This is a genomic window from Paraburkholderia caffeinilytica, from assembly GCF_051027425.1.
Lineage (GTDB): Bacteria > Pseudomonadota > Gammaproteobacteria > Burkholderiales > Burkholderiaceae > Paraburkholderia > Paraburkholderia caffeinilytica_A.
Window position 1 is genome coordinate 2,292,722 of sequence record NZ_CP186552.1, and the last position, 20,599, is coordinate 2,313,320.

Below are 20,599 nucleotides of genomic sequence, written 5' to 3' on the forward strand. Positions count from 1 at the left end.
AAAGTTTCAGGGTTTCCCTACCAAAGTCTCACTGTTGCTTTTTAGGCGTATTGCCGTAAATACTATGTGAGCATCTGCGATTTTTTGCTTCGTGGAGTCTACAAATTCCGAACACCACCTCTTGGACGGACGTTACATGGGCAATTTTGTACAAACGATCAAATTCAAAATCATTCTTGCGTTTGGCGCCTGCGTGATACTCATGACTGCAATCGGATTGTTTGGAGCATTCGGTCTCTCCAGACTCAATTCGAACATAGCCGATGGGTACTCTGGCAATACCGTTCCGATTGCCGATCTATCGGACCTGCGGGAGGCAAGCCTGGATATTCGTCTTCAGTTGAGGCGAATTCAGGTGCTTCACGATCAAAAAGAAACGACCACCGAAATTGAGACAATCCGCAGCGATCTGGAGCGTGTTGATAAAGCGTGGAATCACTACTATCGGGATGGCATATCCAGTGACAAGGAACGTGAGGTCGCAGAGAAGATAAAAACCGCTTTGACTCAGCTCAAGGCGACAACTGACGAAGCTCTCGCCGCGTTGCGCGCTGGCGACTACGGTGCGGCTGCACCGCTGGTTGAGAAAGTATCGGTGCCCGGCCTTGCCTTGAGGGACGCACTTAATGAAAACTCCACCCTCAATCTGGCTCAAGCCAAGCAATTCACCGACGACAGCGCGTCGACGTTCAAAACTATCCTCTGGGTTGCCATTGTTCTTCTCGGCATGGGTGTTGTGGTTGCCCTTGGTGCATCGGCCTACCTGCTGCGTGTGATCTCGAAACCGCTCAACAAGGCGGTTGATATAGCGAACCATATTGCAGGAGGCAAGCTGGAGAATCAGATCGTAGTTGACTCAGGAGGGGAGTTCGGTCAGCTTCTCGAAGCACTGAAGACAATGGATCAGCAACTCAGCGATACAGTTCGCGGGATCAAGGCGTCCACCGAGTCAGTTACCGTGGCATCGCGCGAAATTGCAAGCGGCAATACCGACCTCTCTGCTCGCACCGAGGAACAGGCCGCGTCGCTCGAAGAAACTGCGGCGAGCATGACGCAGTTGACCGAAACGGTAAAGCAGAACGCTGACAATGCCCGGCAGGCGAACGTACTGGCCACGAGCGCCACGGACATGGCTGACACGGGCAATGACTCGGTTCAGGCTATGGTGGGAACAATCGGCCAGATCAGCAGCAGTTCAAGCAAGATTTCAGAAATCACCGGCGTGATCGAAGCCATTGCCTTCCAGACCAACATTCTCGCGCTGAACGCTGCCGTGGAAGCGGCCCGCGCGGGTGAACAGGGGCGAGGCTTCGCCGTAGTTGCCAGCGAGGTTCGTAGCCTGGCGCAGCGTTCGGCCGCTGCCGCCAAGGAGATCAAGGAGCTGATCAGCTCATCCGTTGCAACGATTCAGGACGGCTCGACGCAGGCGGCAGAGGTCGGTTCAACCATGGGGCAGGTCAAGCAGGCTATCAAGCAGGTGTCCGATATCGTCAGCGAGATCGCTGCTGCGGCGGAAGAACAGAGCCGTGGCATTGAGCAGGTGAATCAGGCCGTCGGTCAAATGGACGAAGTAACGCAACAGAACGCGGCGCTGGTCGAGCAAGCGGCGGCGGCAGCTCAGTCTCTCGAAGAGCAGGCGACCAGACTGAAAGACGCTGTTTCGGTATTCAAGCTCGCTGATGCGCGTTCGTCCCCGTACCAGGCAACCATTCCGCAAAGCAAGCCCTGGCCGGCTGCGTCGACGTTGCCCACGACGCGTCGCGCAGAGCCGGCAAAGTCGCGGGTTGCCTCGGCCACCATGGCTGACAAGCCTGCCACCATCGTCGACACCGCTGGAAGGGATTGGCAAACATTCTAATAGTGACCTGAATCATGCATAGAGTCTTCAACATGCAGAGCGACGACACACACCCTGAGACCCAAACGGCTTCGTCAGTCCCAACGACTCTCGTCTCGCCCACACAATCTGAAGAATTGAGCGACGACACGTTGATCGATTCGATCACGACCCTATCTAAAATAAACGGCATTGCCGTTGTTCAGCAAGGCGCACGTCTCGCGGTTATAGGTGAACTGCTGGCTTCCATACTGACGCACCTGCCTCTTTCAATGAGGGCAGATATTGCGAAATCGTTCCGCGACAGGATTGAGAGTGTGATGTCACTGGGCGACGACAGGTGTTTACATGAAAAGTATCACTCGGCGCTGCTAACAGAGGTCAACCGTTACCTGAACGTACTTCGGTAATCTGTGACAGGATCCTTTTGTGCACGGTTCTAGCCATGTCAGCTAGAACCTTTGGTGTTGTGTTTACAGGAGATGTTTTTCAGTTTTATATTATAAGCAATCCTTTTATTCCCATAGTATGAAAAACATACCACATACCGACTACGCATGATAAGAGGCGCCTATGTGGACGCATCCCGGATTGGAATCAGTTTGGCATGTAGATCGCCAGGTAAAGGCCGCACACTGGCTGTCGTGCAAATAGCGAAAGTGACTCGACTAACGCGTCAGGCAGACCAATTTGAGAGTCAACGGTGAGCAAGCTCAAGTGTATGGAGGATCTGTTCGGGTTGTGCGGCAATAAGAAGGGGTGGCGAAGCAAGGCTATCTTGCGATGGCTTTCTCGAAGTAGCGGCGCGCGGCCAGCGCGCGAAACGCGCCGCGCAAACCCCTGCGGTTACCCTGCAGAACACCGCTTTGCAGCGCGTATGATCGCTTGCCGGTCATGTTGCTGTTGCTGTTGTAGTTGATGCCCTGATCGACAATGCCGTAGAGGGTGACGCTACTTTGCGCGTGCGCAGCGCCTCCAATCGTGCCGCATACCGCTGCGGCTACAAGGACAGTCTTCTTCACTATAAGAAGCTGTTGCGAAATTAGTTAAACCGTGACTTGAGACACGTCCAGCAAATCAAGGCGCATGCCAGAGACAGGAAGGCCTCGTGAACATGAGCGTAGCGTTCGTAGCGAATCTTCAGGCGTCGAAGCGAGTGAAGCCAAGCAATCGAGCGCTCGACTGGCCAACGCGTTTTGCTGAGGTCACTTCCGTGGGGCGAACCGATTTTTGCGAGCATCGGCGTGATGCTGCGGTCTTTCAAACGTTGTCGATGGAGTTCAGAGCTGTAGCCCCGGTCGCCCTGAACGATCTGCGGTCGATGCAGGGGGCGTCCCCGCTTGCCACGAATGTGCGGAATAGCCTCGACCAACTGTCGACGAGCGCTCGCGACAAATCGATTCCGCCGCGGCGACGCAATTCGGCCAGCAGCGTTTCGTGGATACGTTGCCAGACGCCTGCTTGCTGCCATGCCACTAGCCGTCGCCAACAGGCAGTTCCTGAACCGCAACCCATCTCTTGCGGCAGCAGATTCCACACGATGCCCGAGCGCAGCACGAACACGATGCCCGTCAGTACGGCGCGGTCGGGTGCCGGCTTGCGGCCCGCATACTGTCGATTGCGGGGGGCTCGCGCAGGTAAAAGCGGTTCGATGAGTAACCACAATTCGTCGTCGATGAGTTCTTTAGGCATCGCTTCCTGTCGGGCAAAACAAGACAGGAAGTTAACGCCAAGTCGGAAAAGTTAACAGACCCGAAAACTTAATTTCGCAACAGCTTCTTACTCGCGGTTCCCGCTATTTCTGCCGCAGAAACTTGTCGGCCTTCTGTTCCAGCAGCGCGACGAGTTCGGGTTGCATGACCGCATAATCGTCGGGGATGTCGAGGCAAATCATTTTTTTGCCATTCAGATACGCGTGGAATTTTTCCAACAGCCTCGCTCGATACGTTTTCTCCATGACGAAGACGATGTCGGCCCAGCGAAGCTGCTCGGGCGAAAGCGGCACTTCGGCATCCGCACCCAGCCCGGCCGAATCGGTTTCGACGTTAGGCCACGCGGCGAATACCTGTTCGGCCGTTGGGCTACGCAGGCGGTTCTTGCTGCAGACAAACAAGGCGCGTATCACAGATTAGCCGGCTACGTTTCTGTTCGGGGGCAAGCGTGCCTCACACATTGCCATCGGCAAACGCCGTGAGTGCATCGCCCGCCAGACGGTAGCGAACCCATTCGCTTTGCGCGCTCGCACCGATCGATTCATAGAAACCGATTGCTGGCTCGTTCCAGTCGAGCACCCACCATTCGAAGCGCCCACAGTCTGTTTCGCATGCGATTTGTGCGAGGTGGCGAAGCATCTGTTTGCCCGCGCCACTGCCGTGCGAAGTCGGCGATATGTACAGGTCTTCCAGATAAAGCCTTTGTTTGCCGAGCCACGTCGAATAAGAAAAGAAATAAACGCAGAAGCCAATCGGCTCGCCGTTCATTTCGCAGATCAAAGCCTTCGCGGTGGACGCAGTGGAGAACAGGCTCGCTTCGATATCGCTAACGGTCGCGACAACTTCACGCTCCGCCTTTTTTTGCGGCGAGTTCGCTGATGAAGCGGAGAATCAAGGCTGCGTCGGGCGCGTGGGCGGGGCGGATGTGGATGGTCAAGATGATGTGCTCGGCGGGTTGGATAGTGGATCGAAGTTTAGCGAAGATGCGTTGGCTGCGTCAGCATCTGTGATGGATACACGATGGCAGGGGTTTCGCTAAGTGACGTCGGTGAACAACCTGCCCCAACTCGCCAGCGGCGCCGTATCCACGCCCATCATTTTATGAACGGCCACCCGTAATCCTCGCCGGGCTTCATTTCGTGGTCTTTGCGATGCTTATGCTCGCACGCGGTGCCAGTCCTTCAACGTTCCTAACACGCTCTACTGGGTGCGCCACCGACTCTGTTGCTCTCCAGGCCACCCGCATCGAATAAGGCAGGTGCGTCAGCATGTAAGTCAACAGTTCGCCAATAACCGCGAGGCGAGCGCCATGCTGAACAACAGCAGTGCCGTTTATTGTGGATAGGGTCGCGAGCGAATCAATCAACGTATCGGTGCTGATCTTCTGAACTTGAGCAAGGGCGGCGAGCACCGATTTCTCGGGCGAAGTCGGTTGGGCTTGTAATGCCGGCGCATTACCCTACATGTTGAAGGAATTGTGCATGTGTTGGGCCAAGGTCGGAATGTTTGCTAGTTCAGGCTAGTCGTATCGGCTGCGGCCCCGGTTGGCTTGTCAACGATAGCGTCTACATGACGCGTCGGGGGGGGCTTGGGGGCAGGCAGGCGAGGCTTGCTTTGTGGAATCACCCATGCGATCTCGTCGACGGCGTGTTCCGCCGCGGCAAGGAAAGAAGAAAGGACGACAGATCGTGTCGCGTGTCGCAGTTTGCCTTTTCGAGTACGGCTTTCACGTGATCACGTGCCGAGTTGATTGTGATCTGCAGCGCATCGGCAATTTCCCGATTCGTCTTGCCTTGCAACAGTAGCAGACTAGCGCGCTGCTGCGCCGCGGAAAACTGCGCGTCTTGCATCGCGGATGCAAGACGCAAAACTTTTGGCTCCTTACGATCCAGCCGGATTGCGATCAAGCCGTCGCCTGGGTTCATCGAATCCAGCCAATAAGCGTGGATGTCAAATTGACCCCAGCGATTGGTCAACTGGAGCCGAGGGGGAAGCGTGGTCGCTGGCCGTCCGACGTCTATCAGGCGTCTGAACACGAGTTCAATGAATCCCGGTACGCCAAACCTCCCAATCAAATCGACGTACCCGGTGTTCTCGATCATCGATGCAAGCGTTAAAGCCGATGCGCTTCTGTATTGAATCCTTCCTTCCCGATCCATCAGAAGCATGCCGCTGTCGATGCTATCGGCAAATTCGATCTCGGACGACGGGTCGACCGAGAGCGCATGAGAAATGTAGGGTATCAAGCCTTCCATGAACCCGATATCGGCCTTGGAAAAGTTACGTGCCGTGCGCTCGCGATGCAGCATCAGGTGCCCGAGACAGCGGCCGTCGGCGGCCGGGATCACAGTCGAGAGCCCGTAATGTATCCCGGTCTCCTTCCAGATGTAGTTGCACATCTCCGTCCGAGAGAAGCCGGCCCATTCCGGCGTAAGCCGCACGCTCGGCCCACGCTCGTAAAACGACGCTAAGCCGCCAGCGTGCGGCGATTCGGCCTCGAGGTGAGCGAAGTGAACGAGGAAATCGTTCGCGATACGGTCCGGCACGATGGTATTCGACCAGACGTGCTGGATTCTTGGCTCGGTGGGCGACAACCAGAGAAAGACGCAGACGTTGAAACCAACGGTATGCCGAAGCGCGTGTGTAAAGTCAGGAAGCAACATCTCCCAACCGAGGTTCAGCAAACAGATCTGCCGAAGGTTTGCCCTGGCTCTTGCATTTTTTTGATGCATCTAACGGCGGCCACTTTCGTATTTGGAGTTGCGAGGACGGTGCGTACATTGTCTTTCTCTTGTATACGGCTCTGAGTGTCGATATCTTGAGGGGGGCACAGGATTCACGTTGCGGCTTTGACGTCGCTCCGCGTGTGCGTGCATTGCCGCAACAGCGTCGCGAAGCGGTCCGCGCTCAATGGCCGGCTGACGTGGCTCCTCTGGATCTGGCCGCAACCATGCACGCCCATGCTCCTGATCGCACGAAGTATGTCGATGGCCCTTGCTGGGCCGGACATCACCGCGCTTTCCATGATTTCAGATCCCAGCAGATCGGCTCTCATTTCCGTCTCATTGAGCAGATCCGATATGGGGGCCGCAGATGGCGCGATTTCGCAGGTCCAGCTTGAGTTGGTATTGCGAACGGAATTCGCAGCGCTCCAGCGCGCTTCGCAGATGAGCGTCCAGTTCAAACGCGTGCGCCAGCCGGGGGCATGCGGTCGCATTGGGACCTGAACGCGTTGCCCTCTTCCTGCTTCGCCACGCGCATCGCGACATCGGCATGCTTGATCAGCGATTGCCAGCTATCCGCATCGGACGGGCAAATCGATATGCCCATGCTCGCGTGGCGCGGCATTCGTGCCCACTGACGACGATAGACTGGCCGAGGGCCGTCAGTATTCGACCCGCGGTTGCGCAGGCGCCGTCAATTCCATCGGGTTCCCGCAGAATAATTGCAAATTCGTCGTCCCCCAGGCGGGCAACCAGCTTGTCGTCTGTTACGCATTCCACCAGCCGCCGGGACAGCGTCTTGAGCATCTGGTCGCCGACAACGGGGCCGAGCATCGTGTTTACCCGCCCGAACCGGTCCAGATCGACAAGCAGCACCGCGACCTTGCGCACCCTATGCTGCGCCGACTGCACGGCCTCGCAAAGCTGGCAGGAAAAGGACTTGCAGCGCGTGTAATCCGGTCAGGCCGTCAAGCATCCCCATATACCCGATGCGGCGCCCGGTGTCGTTCATGAATCGCCCCATGTTCTCATCACGCCAATGCCGCCAAAAGGGCATCGACCTCACTCAGCCAGGCCGTGGCGTAACCGGCGGGAAGCGCTGCACTGTCCATAGCGCGCATGGCTTCTACGATTCTTTCAAAAGATGCTCGCCTGATCTCCGCTTTCGTCGGTGCAACCATATTGGACATCAGCACACGCAGAATCAGGTCGATCGCGGAGATCCGGGCGCTTTGCTGCACAATGCCGTCGGCGTGCGTTTCAAGGGTGGCTCCAATGCTCGTCATCAAGCTGACCAAATCGCTTTGCGTGAAGCCCGTCATAGGGGAGCTCCACCGCTTCGCTTTGCCGAGCCGCGCCTGCGCCAATCCGGTTCATGTCCATATCGCATATTAGTCTTCGTTGTCGTGGGAACGGCTGGAGCCGGAGTCATGCGACGTCTGGTCTACGGCCAGCAGCGCGCAAAAGTGCCCCGTCCTCCCCACTCGATCTCGGGTTCAGGACATGGTTGCACGCTTCATCCCGAACATTCCCACTGCATCCGGGGGAAGAACTGCACGCTCAGACCGTTCTAATATGCATTATCTGGATTGGGTCGCCGTTTTCGTTGCACGGGTAGAGCCGAGCGACGCCGGCCAGGGGCGCCAAAGGAAACGCCATCACCACAATGGAGGCTGCCGATGCTGACTGGCAGAAGTTCTGAACAGGGTGGGAAGTCGGACACCCCTGAAGCGTTACTGAATTCGCTGACCACGCTCGAGAGGACAAACGGCGCAGCAGTTTCTCATCCCGGCGCACGGCTCGTGGTTGTGAGCGAGTTTATCGGTCCGGTGCTGTGGCACCTCACGGCGGCACCGTGCGCGGCCGTGACGAAATTGTTTCGATGCAGGGTTGGTGATGCGAAGTCGCTGATGGGCGACGTTTCTCTTCCACCCGCATTTCACTCGATGCTGCTCGAACAGACCAACACTCTCCCCGCTGCATCGAGCCAAAGACTCACGGTTTGCAGACAACTCGCACGCACAGCGATTGATATGCGTCTAAATCCGATGGCATGACCGGACATACGCCCGTGCCATTCCGCTACAAGCGAATCGAATAGTTAAGGTAAGCCTATCCGCAATTGGTTGTCAGGCAATCCTTGCAACGATGTTCACCGCACTTACAAGCTTGCCCGCTCACGTCTTCCGAGGATTTCCAGTGATTCAACGCTTTCTAAATCTGAGTATTTCAGCAAAACTCATCGTTTCTTTTTTTATTGGCATATTTCTCACGATCGTATTGGGTGGAATTTCTATCGTCGAGCTAGAGACCGTCAACCAGCTCTCTACCGATATGGCAGTCAACTGGTTGCCTGGCGCTCGCTTTTCTTCCGCGATGAATACCAACGCCTCAGATTTCCGCATCGCTGAGTTGCAGCATATCCTGTCCACCGACGACAACGATATGAAGAAATACGAAAAGGATATGCAGGAAGTGGTGTCGGATTTTGAGAAAAATCGCACCGGGTATGAAAATCTGACCTCTTCACCAGAAGAACGGAAGCTCTATGAAAAATTCAAGGCCGAGTGGAATGAATACCTGATTCAACACCAGAAGGTGCTCGATCTATCCCGATCGAACAAGAACAACGAAGCGAGAGATCTGATACGTGGAATATCGCAGCAACGATACGACGAGGCCGGCGACGACCTCCAGAAGATCGTAGATATGAATGTGCAGGGCGGCAAGGACGCGAGTCAGCGTGGTAATGCCATCTACGAGAGCGGACGATACAAGGTTATCGCACTGCTTGCGGCTGTTGTCGCACTGAACCTTGGCATTGCGCTACTTCTTGCAAAAGCCATCTCGCGCCCTTTGAACAAGGCCATCCAGACAGCAAACACCGTAGCCGAGGGTGACCTGACAACGCTCATTGAAGCGACGACTCACGACGAAACCGGTCAGTTGATGGCAGCGCTTGGAAGGATGAATGGTAGCCTGGTCAATATAATCCGTGGCGTGCGCACGGGTACAGACGCTATCGCAGGAGCTTCAACCCAGATCGCAGCGGGAAATCAGGACCTCTCGGCGCGCACCGGGGAACAGGCGGCGTCCCTTGAGGAAACCGCAGCCAGCATGACGCAGTTGACGGAAACGGTAAAGCAGAACGCCGACAATGCCCGCCAGGCAAGCGCACTGGCAACAAGCGCGACAGAGATGGCCGATACAGGCAACGATGCTGTTCAATCCATGGTAGGCACGATTGAGAAGATCAGCGGCAGCTCAAGCAAGATTTCCGATATCACCGGCGTAATCGAAGGCATTGCTTTCCAGACGAACATTCTCGCGTTGAACGCAGCCGTCGAAGCCGCGCGTGCCGGCGAACAGGGGCGAGGCTTTGCTGTGGTTGCCAGCGAGGTCCGCAGTCTGGCCCAGCGTTCCGCCGCGGCAGCCAAGGAAATAAAGGAACTGATCAGTTCGTCCGTGACAACGATTCAGGACGGCGTGAAGCAGGCGGCAGAAGTCAGCGCCACCATGGGGCAGGTCAAGCAGTCAATCAAACAGGTCTCCGATATCGTCGGTGAAATTGCTGCTGCGTCTGAAGAGCAGAGCCGTGGCATTGAGCAGGTGAATCTGGCAGTCGGCCAGATGGACGAAGTGACGCAACAGAATGCGGCGCTCGTTGAACAGGCGGCAGCTGCCGCGCAGTCACTTGAAGAACAGGCCACACATCTTAAGAATGCCGTTGCAGTGTTCAAGGTCGCCGACACGGGGCAATCTACGTCACGCATGGCGATCCCGCAAAGCAAACGCCGCTTGCCTGTCTCCAGGATTTCCACCACACGCCGCACGGAGTCCGCACAGCCGGGGATCGTTCCGGCCGCTATCGCAGACAAGCCCGCCATCGCAGCCGATGCAGGGAAAGTGGACTGGAAAACTTTCTGATCGCGAAATCCATCATGTCCAGAATCTCCAAAATGCAGATACCCGACTCAGACATTGAGACCCTACCTGATTCGTCGGCAGTACCAGCCAACGAATCTGAAAAGACTAGCAACGTATTGTTGCTCGATGCGGTCGTGATCCTATCCAAGGCAAACGGTATCAACGTTGTTCAACTCGGTGCGCGTCTTGCAGTCGTTGGCGAATTGCTGGTTTCCGTGTTGGCGCACCTTCCAGTCTCGATGCGGGCAGATATTGTCAAATCGTTCCGTGACAGGATTGAAGAGCTGATGTCCCTAAGTGACGACTGGAGCCTACCGGAAAGTTATCACTCGGCTCTCCTGAGCGAGGTCAACCGTTACCTGAATGCACACGCTTCACTCCTGCCATAGCGGGACCCTTGGTGCGGGATAATCGTCCAACGTGATGATGTCGCGCTCTGGCCGACGCGAAAGAAAACCAGAGTGACTTATCCACGGTTTTCCAGCTCATGGCCTTCATAGGTAGCCGCTTCGAAATGCACACCCGGCATCTCCAGCGCGACCGTATCCGGTAAGCTCGCGACAATGTGCGCAGTCGCGAGCAGTCCGGGGCCGTAGAAGAAGCAGTGAGGCACGACGCGCACACCGTGCCGGTTCGCCAGCGTCATCACCTCCCGGACGGCGGTGACGCCGCCAAGCTTCGTGACGCTCGGTTGCAGCACGTCCACTGCGCCGCTTTCCAGATATTGCCGGATGCCCGCGATGCCCGCGGCGTTCTCGCCAGCCGCTATTGGCACGCCGCTGCGGCGCACCCGCGTCAGTCTGGCGTAGTCATCCGGCGGCCAGACCGGTTCCTCGAGCCAGGCGAGTCCCTGCGAATGCAGGCGAGCAGCTTGCGGCGCGGCTTCCTCAACCGACCAGGGACAATTCACGTCCACCATCAATTCAACCTCGGCAGGTAGCGCTTCGCGCGCCGCCCGAATTGCGTCGGCCGATGTTTCGTGCAGCTTGATTCGCGTGAATCCCTCGGCGTGCACGCGATGCACCTGTCGCGCCACTTCTGCGGGATCATTGTCGTAGCTGACGAGGCTCGCATAGCCGTCCACGCATGCGCGGCTCGCGCCCAGCATCCGGCATAGTGGAACGCCTGCTGCCTGGCCGGCGAGATTCCACAGCGCGATATCGACGGCGGACAGCGCGTACATCGTCGGCCCCGTGCTGCCGTACGAATGAAAGGCGCGCTGCGCTGCCACGTTCAACACTTCAGGTTGCGCCGCCGCATCGAACGACATGCCGATAAAAAACGTCCGGCCGCGCCCGCGAGCATCGCGAACGTCGCGGGATTGCAGGCATGACCGAATCCTTCACCCCAGCCGATGTGTCCATCGGAAAGTGCCACCTTAACGAGCAGGGATTCCATCCGCGCGAGTTGCTTGGACGCGGCGTCGAATGCGTCGCCTGCTCGTGCCCCTGAGTCTTCGGTTAAGCGTCGGCCGGCGTCGAAACCGATCGCTACGCGCATGACCTCGATTTGTACGATCGTCGTCATCACACTTCCAATGGCACCATGCCGCACCAGAACATCCAGTCGTTGCCCGTCTCGACATGGTATTTGCGGATGCGCGTGAGGCGGCCGTCAGCAGCGATGCGAAACACCGTCAGCGCAGCGGGAACATCGCGGACCGTGTCGCCCTCGCGCACTCGCAGCGGCTCGACCGCCGCCGACACCAGCATGCGCCCATCCGAATGAATCGAGAAGGTGCGCGGATGGAAACTCTCCGTCGCCACGGTCTGGATCAGGACAGGCTCACCGGTAGAAGAATCGACGCGAAATACCGCAATGCTATTCTCGCCGCCGGAGAAAACTTTCTACCCGTCGACCCCGGTTGTCCCGTTCGCACGGTTCGCAAGATAGATGAATCGGCCATCACGCGATATAAATGGGTCCGACAATCTGTTGCGGATGCACCTCCGCGGGTTTCGAAAGCGTCGTCTTCACGAAGCTGGGCTGCGGGGCCAGCCGCCCCGCTTTCATGTCGAACATCTGCAACTGGTTCTCGCGCTCCATCGACACATACATCCACGGTTTCGACGGATGAAAATCGACGTGGCGTGGACCGAAACCATAGCCGTCGTGCGGCGCTACCGATTGCTCGTCCGTCAATTGCCCTTATCCGTCCTGCAACTGGCACCTTCAACGCACCCGGATCTTCGGGCCTGGTCGCGGTAGCGTCATTGCCGCGAGTCGGCAATACGACCGTGCGGTTGTCCGGCGCGACACGCACCTGATGCGCGTAGACACCTGCATCGACATGCTCACGCTGTGATACGGCGTCGCCAATCGATCCGTCTTCCGCGAGCGGATGCGCGGTCAGACCGCTAGGCGCGTTGTATGCGACGAGCAGATAAAGGCCGATAAACCGTGAGCGTCGCACCCACCGCGACATGAAACGCCGCGTGCGCGGCGCCCTTTCCATGCGCTTGCATCGCGTCGCTCGCCGCCCAGCTCACCGACGGTGTCAACGCCACGCCCGCTGCCAACTTGCAAAAGCGGCGGCGGCCGGACACCGTAAGTTTACCGTTGCCGTTTCTCTTCATCCATCGTCTCCGATTTTATTCTGCCCGAGCGTTGCCGGCATGCTCAAGCCGCCACACGCGGGCGCTGTGCGAGTGCGCGAGTTTTTTCCTTACCGATACCTTCCCACAAACCCTGCAGATACATGATGCCGAGCGCGCGATCGTACAGGCCGTAGCCCGGCACGCCGGTTTCGCCCCAGATCATGCGGCCGTGGTCGGGCCGCGCGTAGCCCTGGAAATCGGCGTCGTGCAGCGCCTTGACAATCTCGGCCATGTCGAGGGAACCGCATTGGGTCAGATGCGCCGATTCGTAGAAATCTCCGTTTTCGCCAACCTTGACGTTGCGCAGATGCACGAAGTGCACGCGTTTACGCGCCGCGAATTCGTTGATGAACGACGGCACGTCGTTGCGCAGATCGGAACCGAGCGTGCCGCTGCACAGCGTCAGGCCGTTCGCTGTCGAATCGACGATATCGAGCACGCGCCGGTGATCGTCGATGTTCTTGATGATGCGTGGCAGGCCGAACACCGGACGCGGAGGATCGTCTGCATGCAGCGCGAGCTTGAGACCGAGTTCTTCGGCGACCGGAACAAGTTGCGACAGGAAATATTCGAGGTTGCTCCACATCTGCTCGGTGGTCACCGAGGCGTATTCGTCCAGCAGTGCCTGCAGCTTTTCCTGCGTATAGCGTGTGCCCCAGCCGGGCAGTGGAATGCCCTTCGATACATCCAGCTGCTCCACCCGCTCTGCTTCGAACGAAAGCGTGTTCGAACCGTCCGGCAGCGGAAATTCCATCTGCGTGCGCGTCCAGTCGAACACCGGCATGAAGTTGTAGCAAACCACTTTTATGCCGCTCGCCGCAAGATTCTTCAGGGTGGAGATGTACTGCGGCATCAGTTTTTCGCGGCCCTGCCGGCCGAGCTTGATCTCCTCATGCACGCGGAAGCTGTCGACGACCTCCATCCTGAGGCCGTGCGCCGCCGCAGCGCCGGTCAGCACCTGAATCCGCTCGCCCGGCCACACTTCGCCGAGCGGCAGGTCGTAAAGCGACGACACAATGCCGTAGAGGCCCGGAATCTGGCGGATGTACTGCAGGCTGATCGGGTCCTTCGGACCGTGCCAGCGAAAGATCATCTTCATGATGTCAACACTCTGTCTGAATGGTAAAAAAAGCTCCCTGCGCTCGTGCTACGAGCGCTGGCTACATCTGCTACTTAGGCCCCCGTGCCAAACGAAGCAGACTCGGTAGTCCACGCACGTGCCTGATCGCTGAGGCTGAAACCCAGGCCCGGACGATTCGGCACATGCATCCGGCCGTCACGAAGTTCGAGCCGCTCGTTGAACATCGGCTCCAGCCACTCGAAATGTTCAAGCCACGGTTCGCGCGGATAAGCCGCAGCGAGATGCAGGTGAATTTCCATCGCGAAGTGCGGCGCGAGGCTGAACCCCTTGAAATCCGCCAGACTCATGATCTGCAGAAAAGGTGTAATTCCGCCGACGCGCGGCGCATCCGGCTGAATGAAGTCAGACGCGTGCGCCGTAATCAGTTGCGCGTGTTCACCGAAGCTCGTCAGCATTTCGCCGGTGGCGATCGGCGTATCGAGCGACGCCGTCAGCGCCGCATGGCCTTCGACATCGTACGCGTCGAGCGGCTCTTCGATCCATGTCAGATCGAACTGTTCGAGCACACGACCGAAACGTTGAGCGGTCGCGCGGTCCCATTGCTGATTCGCGTCGACCATAAAAGGGAAACTGTCGCCGAGATGTTTGCGTACCGCTGTGACGCGCTGCAGATCGACTGCCGTGTCCGGCTGGCCGACCTTGATCTTGATGCCGCCAATCCCCCGCTCACGAGAAGCGTCGATGTTCTCGAGCACGCGATCGAGTGGCATCGATAGATAGCCGCCCGACGTGTTGTAGCAGCGCACCGAGTCACGATGTGCGCCGAGCAGCTTCGCCAGCGGTAAGCCGGCACGCTTTGCCTTGAGGTCCCATAGCGCGATGTCGAAAGGTGCGATGGCCTGGGTGGTCAAGCCGCTGCGGCCCATCGAGGCACCCGCCCAACACAACTTGTTCCAGATGCGCGCGATGTCGTTCGGATCTTCGCCGATCAGTTCAGGCGCGATTTCGTTCGCATGCGCGAACATACCTGGACCGCCTGCGCGCTTCGAGTAGCCGAAGCCGATGCCCCGGTGGCCGCTTTCAGTGCTGATCTCGGCGAAGATAAAGGCGATTTCCGTAAGCGGCTTCTGACGGCCAGTCAGCACCTTCGCATCGCTGATGGGCGCCGCGAGCGGCAGATAAGTCAGCGAAACCTTCACGCCCGTGATGCGATCCGTACTTGCCGCGCCGCGTGACAGATGCGCGAGTGTTTGGGTAGACGATGTGTTCACAACTTCTCCGTTCAAAAAATGAATGGTGTCGATGTCCATGCAGGTCGCAGGATCACGCTTTCAGCTGATAGCGCTGGATCTTTCCGACAATCAGCCCATAGCTCAATACGGCGACCAGACCGTGCGCGCCGACATAAACCAGCGCCGCGCTAAAGGATCCCGTGCTTTGCAGCAGGTAGCCGATGACCACCGGCGTGACGATGCCCGCGCTGTTGCCGAGCGCGTTGAACACACCGCCGGTCGTACCGATGATTTCGCGCGGCGCCGTATCGGCGAGAATCGTCCAGCTCAGCGCACCAAATCCCTTGCCGAAAAATGCCAGGCTCATCAGGCCGACCACCAGCCATTGGGAATTCACGTAGTTACACAGGATCATGCTCGCGCTCAACAGGAAGCCGACGATCACCGGCCCTTTGCGGGCAATGCTGAGCGAGCCGGTTTTCTTCAGCAGGCCGTCGGATACGAAACCGCTCGCGACACCGCCGATCAATCCGGCGAGCGCGGGAATCGATGCCACGAAACCGGCCTGAAGAATGTCGAAGCCACGATCCTTCACAAGGTAGATCGGAAACCACGTCACGAAGAACCACGTAATGGCGCTGATACAGTACTGGCCGATAAAGATGCCGACCAGCATCCTGCTTTTGAACAACGAACCGATATCGCGCAACTGGGAGCGCTCCGGTCCGGTTTTATCCTGCCTCTGTGACGCTTCGAGATCAACCAGGCCCTCACCCGCACGAATGTGTTCGAGTTCGCTTGCGCTCATCGACGGGTGCCTGACCGGCAGGTAGTAGTTCTTCCACCAGATCGTCGCAATCACCAGCCCCACGCCGCCCATCGCGATGAATACGTATTCCCAACCGAACGCATGGCACAGCCAGCCCATGAACGGCGTGAAGAGTGCGAGAGAGACATACTGGGCGCTGTTGAAGATTGCGCCGGCCACACCGCGCTCAGAAGCGGGGAACCAGGCCGCAATGATCCGGCCGGACGCAGGACCGACCGGCGACTCGGCGACGCCAAGCAGAAACCGCAAGGCGAGCAACAGCGGCACGACGAGGCCGATAAAATGCACGAGACCCATGCAAACGGTGAACGCGGACCACACCACGATCGCGCTGAACATCGCTTTCTTCGAGCCGATGCGATCCGTCAGCCAGCCCGCCGGAATCAGGAAGATCACATAGGCCCAGCTAAAAGCGGAGAAGATATAGCCGAGCTCGACCGATGTGATGTGAAGCTCTTTCGCCATCGCGGAGCCCGCGACGGACATCGCCGCCCGATCGCCCGAACTGAGCGCAAGGACGATGGTGATGAGCGCCAGTGTCACGAACCGGTAACGTGTGCGGGTTGTAGCGGCAGCGGCGCTCCGCGCGTTGGTGACGGATGGCATCGCCAGTTCCGCGTTAGCGGATGACGGGTGGTCGTTCATTGTCTGTCTCCTGTCTGATGCGCGGGCCGACAAACCGGCGCACCGTTATGCCATTGAGCGAATGCGATGAAGCTGTCCCGCTTCTCGTGATACCGCGTTCGCGAATTTTCAAGCCGTTCGTCAGTCTGTCAGCCTGTAGTCGACTGGGGCGCAGCGCGACGCTGGCTCGCGTGACGGGCGTTTCCTGTTCAGTAGGCGTTCGCAGCCGTGAGGTTCCATAAACTGGAACTGAATCCGTTATTCGGCACATCATCGTGAGTCAAATGCTAGTCCGACGCTGCAGATGATGAAACTAGGCTGTCCTCGTGTTCCGCTCGCGAGTTCCAATCCATGGGAATATGGCTGCAGGGGTTCGAAAGTCGTCGGGATTTGCTATGACAAATTTAGCAGGTGCCCTGGTTGCCGCTCGTGACGCTACGGCCTTCGTTTAGAGGCAAGCGCCCACCCGGCTCTCTCACCGCTTCGCCAGCGCGGGGCCGGTTCCCGGATCAAAAACGCGACCGCCACAGCCCCAAGCAACGCCAACGCGCCAGCGATCGTAAACGCCATCGAATAGCTTCGCGTACTCTGTATCACGAAGCCGGTCAATGTCGGCGCCACGATCCCCGATATATTGCCGAGTCCATGCATCAGCCCGCTTGCGCCACCCACCGCGTCTCGCGGCGCGATGGTCTGAATCAGCGCCCAATACGCTGTCGACGTCAGCATGACAAAACCGACACCGATCGACATGACCGACACGGCCCCCCGCGCCGACTCGATTTGTCCGGTCAGGGCAACGCAAGCGCCCCCCAATGCTAGACACACAACCAGTACAACCTTGCGTGACAGCAGGAATTTTCCAGTCAAACGATATAGAGCGTCGATCGCAAGCCCGCCCAGCACGTAGCCAAGCGCACCGGCCAGCCACGGAAACGACGACACCACGCTCATCTCGGCCAGCGACAGATGCTTCTGTTCGACGAGATACGTCGGAAACCAGGTCAGGAAGAAAAACTGGTTGTAGCTGCAACAAAATAGCGAGAACGCCATCACGTACACAGCCGGATTGCGAAAGACGGTGTGCGCGGTGCCGGATGACGCTACAATGGCTGCCTGCGCGCGGCCGGCTACGCCCGTCGCTGTTTCCGGGCCAATGAGCGCCGCTTCTTCGCTCGATACGCGCGCGTTCTGCAGGGGATGGTCGGTCGCCAGACGCACCCACGCCACCACCCACAGCACACCTAAGCATCCGACCACGACAAACGCCAGCCGCCATCCAAACTGGATCGCCATGAAGCCCACCACAGGGCCGGCGAGCGCGCCACCCAGCGGGCCACCCGCCTGATTCAGTCCCACTGCGCGAGCCCGCTCCCCGGTTGGGAACCAGTTTGCCACCGTGCGATTTGCGGTCGCCGAGATGGGGCCCTCACCCATCCCAAATGCCGTGCGGAACATCAGCAACGAGACAAAGCCCGATGCCGCCGCCGTCAGCGCGCAACATCCAGACCAGCAGAGCATCGCCCACGTGAAAACGCGGTTCGGGCCGATACGATCGGACAGGTAGCCTCCAATCACGTTGAACAGCGCATAGCCCACAAAGAAGCTGCTGAAAACGATGCCCTTCTCCGACGGCGAAAGGCTGAACGTTTTCGAAATGAACGGCATCGCGATGGAAAGTGCCGCACGATCCATATAGTTGATCAGCATTGCCAGAAACAGCAGGGTAAGGACAACCCCGCGGAAACGCGTGGACATTGGATCCTCCGTATCGTTTTGAATCACTGAGACCGCGCGGCCCCTGGTCGTCAGAATTTGTGCCGCAAGCCGACGGTTGCAGCGATCTGCGTGCCGGTCGACGAGGCCGTCAACCCGTAAATCGCTGCTCGTGCGTCCTTACCAGTCGAATCCTTTCCGGACGCGTGCTGGCCGAACACGACGACATAGATATCGGTACGCTTGGACAGGTAGTAGTCCGCCCCGAGGTTCACCTGGTTGTATGTCACACCACCCGCTGCGCCGCCGCTGACCTGCGCGCCACGCGTGTACGCATAAGACGTTCCGATCAGAAAATCGGGTGCCACCCAGATGCGAAAATTCAGTTCGACGGTATTGAACACGGCGTTACCGCTGTATCCGCCGCGATTGAGGCTCACTGTCGCCCCAAGGTTGCGGAACTGAACGTTGGAATAGACCACGCCCGCTGTTGCCGTCCCGATCGTATAGGCGGCCGCGGTGGCGATGGTTTGCAGCGTTTGCGCAGACGCGTAACCCGAGTACACCGGAATCGACGACATGTTCGACGCGGTCGTGCTCGATGCGGGGTTGTTGCCGTAATAGGAGAAATTGGGGTTGCGGGCGTTGAGGTAGGCCACGCCTAGCGCCAACGGTCCCTGTTTGTAACCGGCTCCGAGCGAATACACGCGGTTCTGCTGGAAATTTCCCGCTACGCCACCGAGACTGAAAACACCACCGAATCTGAAACCCTTGTAGTCGGGGCTCGCGTACTTGAGCGCGTTATTGACGCGATAGTTGTTGCCCGTGTTATCGAGGTCGGCCGGGTGATTCGCGTAGCCGCCGGCGGTATCGCCGCCGGCTTTCAGAACGCCCACGTAGTCGACCACCGAATCGTATTGACGCCCAAGCGTCATCGTTCCGAACGGTCCCGAGAGCCCCACAAAAGCCTGACGGCCGAATTCCGCACCGCCCTGCCCCAGTGCGCCGGTGGCAGCGGAAAAGCCATTCTCCAGCTTGAAAATTGCCTTATAACCGCCGCCAAGATCCTCCGCGCCCGTCAATCCCCAGCGGTTTCCGTTCAACGCGCCTACGGCCATCGCATATTGCTTCGCACCTCCGGCATTATTCGCATAGACAAGACCCACATCAATGAGCCCGTACAACGTGACGCTGCTCTGCGCGTGAGCCGCGCTCGCCAACGGGATCACGCAGGCGGCCGCAAGCCAGGACTTTTTCATCATCATCTCCATTCGGAATTATTCAGTTTTTTGTTTTCTTTTTTATTTCGCTATCCAAAATATTGTGAATCGACATTCACTCAAAATATTCGGATGCGTATCTACATGGCCCCTCTACAGCTAATGCTTATCTGCTCACGCGGTCCGTTGGTGTCCAGTTCAGACGGATCATCGCTTGCATCGACTCACCCGGCTCAAGCATCCGGTGGCCTGTTCCCTGCACGCCACCATGCGCGAGATTGAATGCGTTCGCGACATGACTGACGGGTTCGACGCACACGAAATCCGCTCCGGCCGGCGCGAACACGACGAGATGACTCAACGGCTCCGACACCTGCATGTCGAGTGAACCGCCTGCAACCGACAGCACAGCCTGTCCTGACCAGTCGGAGAAATAACCTGCATATTCACTCGTGCTCCAGTCGTCGCTTCTCACGACCACCGGGCGATCCGACCGGGTCCGCGCGCCATCAGGAAGGTAGTCCACTCCGATGGTCCACCTCTGTCCGGCTTCGAAGCTCACCACACAGTCACCCTTCACACAGAAGTACGGATGCCAGCCGAGCCCCGCCGGCATCGGCGTATCCGCGCGGTTTTCCACCGCAAGCCGCAGTGTCAACTCAGAACCCTCCAGTTCGAACGTCTGTTCTGCGTGAATCGGCCACGGCCACTCCGCGCCCACATAGTCGACGCAGAGCGTTGCACGACGCTGCGTCTGCGCCACGCATTGCCACGGCAAGGTCTGACAAACACCGTGCAATGTATGCGGCGCGCTCGGCGGGTGCGGCGGTAATCCATACACCTGATCCAGAACGGCAAGCCTTGCGTGGGCAATACGGTTCGAATACGGAATCAACGGATACGCGCCGCGCCTGGGCCAGCCGAACGGCGCCGCAGTCCATTGCTCGAGCGGTGCGACCAGGTCGTAACCGTCTACGATGGAGCGAAGCCGCGCGAGCCGGCCACCGCGGGCCGGAACCAGTTCCGCTTCGAGCGTTGCGCTCGCAAGACGCACACGCGATTCGCTCAAGGCGTTCGAATGCGCCATCGGCAATGCGACGG

20 protein-coding genes and 4 pseudogenes are annotated in these 20,599 nt (G+C 58.4%); 6 read left to right on the forward strand and 18 right to left on the reverse strand.

The features are described 5' to 3' along the window. The first annotated feature begins 136 nt into the window (after nucleotides 1-136). Nucleotides 137-1,858 (forward strand): methyl-accepting chemotaxis protein, encoded by a 1,722-nt coding sequence (locus ACOSV0_RS09955; protein WP_434106009.1) that lies wholly within the window; start codon nucleotides 137-139, stop codon nucleotides 1,856-1,858. A gap of 32 nt (nucleotides 1,859-1,890) precedes the next feature. After that, the gene (locus tag ACOSV0_RS09960) at nucleotides 1,891-2,247 is read left to right on the forward strand and encodes a hypothetical protein (protein WP_434106010.1); all 357 of its coding nucleotides are present in this window, start codon (nucleotides 1,891-1,893) and stop codon (nucleotides 2,245-2,247) included. Between the two features lie 417 nt (nucleotides 2,248-2,664). Here the strand turns inward: ACOSV0_RS09960 and ACOSV0_RS09965 are convergent. The 4 genes and pseudogenes from ACOSV0_RS09965 to ACOSV0_RS09980 all read right to left on the reverse strand — a co-directional run. Then, a pseudogene (locus ACOSV0_RS09965) lies at nucleotides 2,665-2,859 on the reverse strand (porin); the annotation flags it as partial. Nucleotides 2,860-2,879: 20 nt separating this feature from the next. Next, nucleotides 2,880-3,529, reverse strand: a pseudogene (locus ACOSV0_RS09970) (transposase). 103 nt (nucleotides 3,530-3,632) lie between these two features. Then, nucleotides 3,633-3,962: a low molecular weight protein tyrosine phosphatase family protein gene (locus ACOSV0_RS09975; protein ID WP_434106011.1), complete on the reverse strand. Its 330-nt coding sequence runs from the start codon at nucleotides 3,960-3,962 to the stop codon at nucleotides 3,633-3,635. 40 nt (nucleotides 3,963-4,002) lie between these two features. After that, nucleotides 4,003-4,486 (reverse strand): annotated as a pseudogene (locus ACOSV0_RS09980) (GNAT family N-acetyltransferase). A gap of 163 nt (nucleotides 4,487-4,649) precedes the next feature. On the opposite strand from ACOSV0_RS09980, the pseudogene ACOSV0_RS09985 reads away from it, so the two are divergent. Then, nucleotides 4,650-4,743, forward strand: a pseudogene (locus tag ACOSV0_RS09985) (IS5/IS1182 family transposase); the annotation flags it as partial. Between the two features lie 428 nt (nucleotides 4,744-5,171). Here the strand turns inward: ACOSV0_RS09985 and ACOSV0_RS09990 are convergent. The 4 genes from ACOSV0_RS09990 to ACOSV0_RS10005 all read right to left on the reverse strand — a co-directional run bounded on the left by ACOSV0_RS09990 (nucleotide 5,172) and on the right by ACOSV0_RS10005 (nucleotide 7,594). After that, nucleotides 5,172-6,233: a helix-turn-helix transcriptional regulator gene (locus tag ACOSV0_RS09990; protein ID WP_162831517.1), complete on the reverse strand. Its 1,062-nt coding sequence runs from the start codon at nucleotides 6,231-6,233 to the stop codon at nucleotides 5,172-5,174. 152 nt (nucleotides 6,234-6,385) lie between these two features. After that, a complete protein-coding gene (locus tag ACOSV0_RS09995) occupies nucleotides 6,386-6,604 on the reverse strand; it encodes a hypothetical protein (protein ID WP_434106012.1) in 219 nt (72 codons plus the stop codon). A 226-nt stretch (nucleotides 6,605-6,830) separates the two neighbouring features. Continuing rightward, on the reverse strand, nucleotides 6,831-7,163 hold the full coding sequence (locus tag ACOSV0_RS10000; RefSeq protein WP_434106013.1) for a diguanylate cyclase domain-containing protein: 333 nt from the start codon (nucleotides 7,161-7,163) through the stop codon (nucleotides 6,831-6,833). Nucleotides 7,164-7,303: 140 nt separating this feature from the next. Continuing rightward, complete coding sequence (locus ACOSV0_RS10005; RefSeq protein WP_434106015.1) at nucleotides 7,304-7,594, reverse strand: hypothetical protein; 291 nt, start codon at nucleotides 7,592-7,594, stop codon at nucleotides 7,304-7,306. 357 nt (nucleotides 7,595-7,951) lie between these two features. Between ACOSV0_RS10005 and ACOSV0_RS10010 the strand changes: the two genes are divergently transcribed. The 3 genes from ACOSV0_RS10010 to ACOSV0_RS10020 all read left to right on the forward strand — a co-directional run bounded on the left by ACOSV0_RS10010 (nucleotide 7,952) and on the right by ACOSV0_RS10020 (nucleotide 10,588). After that, the gene (locus tag ACOSV0_RS10010) at nucleotides 7,952-8,329 is read left to right on the forward strand and encodes a hypothetical protein (RefSeq protein WP_434106016.1); all 378 of its coding nucleotides are present in this window, start codon (nucleotides 7,952-7,954) and stop codon (nucleotides 8,327-8,329) included. Nucleotides 8,330-8,471: 142 nt separating this feature from the next. Beyond that, complete coding sequence (locus tag ACOSV0_RS10015) at nucleotides 8,472-10,199, forward strand: methyl-accepting chemotaxis protein (RefSeq protein WP_229758084.1); 1,728 nt, start codon at nucleotides 8,472-8,474, stop codon at nucleotides 10,197-10,199. A gap of 14 nt (nucleotides 10,200-10,213) precedes the next feature. Then, on the forward strand, nucleotides 10,214-10,588 hold the full coding sequence (locus ACOSV0_RS10020; RefSeq protein WP_115783073.1) for a hypothetical protein: 375 nt from the start codon (nucleotides 10,214-10,216) through the stop codon (nucleotides 10,586-10,588). Nucleotides 10,589-10,665: 77 nt separating this feature from the next. On the opposite strand, the gene ACOSV0_RS10025 is transcribed toward ACOSV0_RS10020, so the two are convergent. From ACOSV0_RS10025 to ACOSV0_RS10070, 10 genes are all read right to left on the reverse strand, one after another. Then, entirely contained in the window at nucleotides 10,666-11,469 is an 804-nt protein-coding gene (locus ACOSV0_RS10025; RefSeq protein ID WP_434106017.1) for a mandelate racemase/muconate lactonizing enzyme family protein, read from the reverse strand. Next, nucleotides 11,433-11,726: a hypothetical protein gene (locus tag ACOSV0_RS10030; RefSeq protein ID WP_162831513.1), complete on the reverse strand. Its 294-nt coding sequence runs from the start codon at nucleotides 11,724-11,726 to the stop codon at nucleotides 11,433-11,435. Before ACOSV0_RS10030 ends, ACOSV0_RS10025 begins: the two co-directional genes overlap by 37 nt. Continuing rightward, nucleotides 11,726-12,019: a beta-propeller fold lactonase family protein gene (locus ACOSV0_RS10035; protein ID WP_434110231.1), complete on the reverse strand. Its 294-nt coding sequence runs from the start codon at nucleotides 12,017-12,019 to the stop codon at nucleotides 11,726-11,728. The genes ACOSV0_RS10030 and ACOSV0_RS10035 overlap by 1 nt, the downstream gene beginning before the upstream one ends. An 85-nt stretch (nucleotides 12,020-12,104) precedes the next feature. After that, complete coding sequence (locus tag ACOSV0_RS10040) at nucleotides 12,105-12,341, reverse strand: beta-propeller fold lactonase family protein (RefSeq protein ID WP_115783070.1); 237 nt, start codon at nucleotides 12,339-12,341, stop codon at nucleotides 12,105-12,107. A 477-nt stretch (nucleotides 12,342-12,818) separates the two neighbouring features. Continuing rightward, nucleotides 12,819-13,895, reverse strand: a complete 1,077-nt coding sequence (gene uxuA / locus ACOSV0_RS10045) for a mannonate dehydratase (protein WP_434106018.1) — start codon at nucleotides 13,893-13,895, stop codon at nucleotides 12,819-12,821. Nucleotides 13,896-13,969: 74 nt separating this feature from the next. Next, nucleotides 13,970-15,148, reverse strand: coding sequence for an L-talarate/galactarate dehydratase (locus ACOSV0_RS10050; protein WP_229758085.1), 1,179 nt, complete (start codon nucleotides 15,146-15,148; stop codon nucleotides 13,970-13,972). Nucleotides 15,149-15,200: 52 nt separating this feature from the next. Continuing rightward, nucleotides 15,201-16,583, reverse strand: coding sequence for an MFS transporter (locus ACOSV0_RS10055; RefSeq protein ID WP_373291804.1), 1,383 nt, complete (start codon nucleotides 16,581-16,583; stop codon nucleotides 15,201-15,203). 414 nt (nucleotides 16,584-16,997) lie between these two features. Then, complete coding sequence (locus ACOSV0_RS10060) at nucleotides 16,998-18,320, reverse strand: MFS transporter (RefSeq protein ID WP_434106019.1); 1,323 nt, start codon at nucleotides 18,318-18,320, stop codon at nucleotides 16,998-17,000. 50 nt (nucleotides 18,321-18,370) lie between these two features. After that, nucleotides 18,371-19,537, reverse strand: a complete 1,167-nt coding sequence (locus ACOSV0_RS10065; protein ID WP_434106020.1) for a porin — start codon at nucleotides 19,535-19,537, stop codon at nucleotides 18,371-18,373. A 127-nt stretch (nucleotides 19,538-19,664) separates the two neighbouring features. Beyond that, nucleotides 19,665-20,585: an aldose 1-epimerase gene (locus ACOSV0_RS10070; RefSeq protein WP_434106021.1), complete on the reverse strand. Its 921-nt coding sequence runs from the start codon at nucleotides 20,583-20,585 to the stop codon at nucleotides 19,665-19,667. Nucleotides 20,586-20,599: the final 14 nt, after the last annotated feature.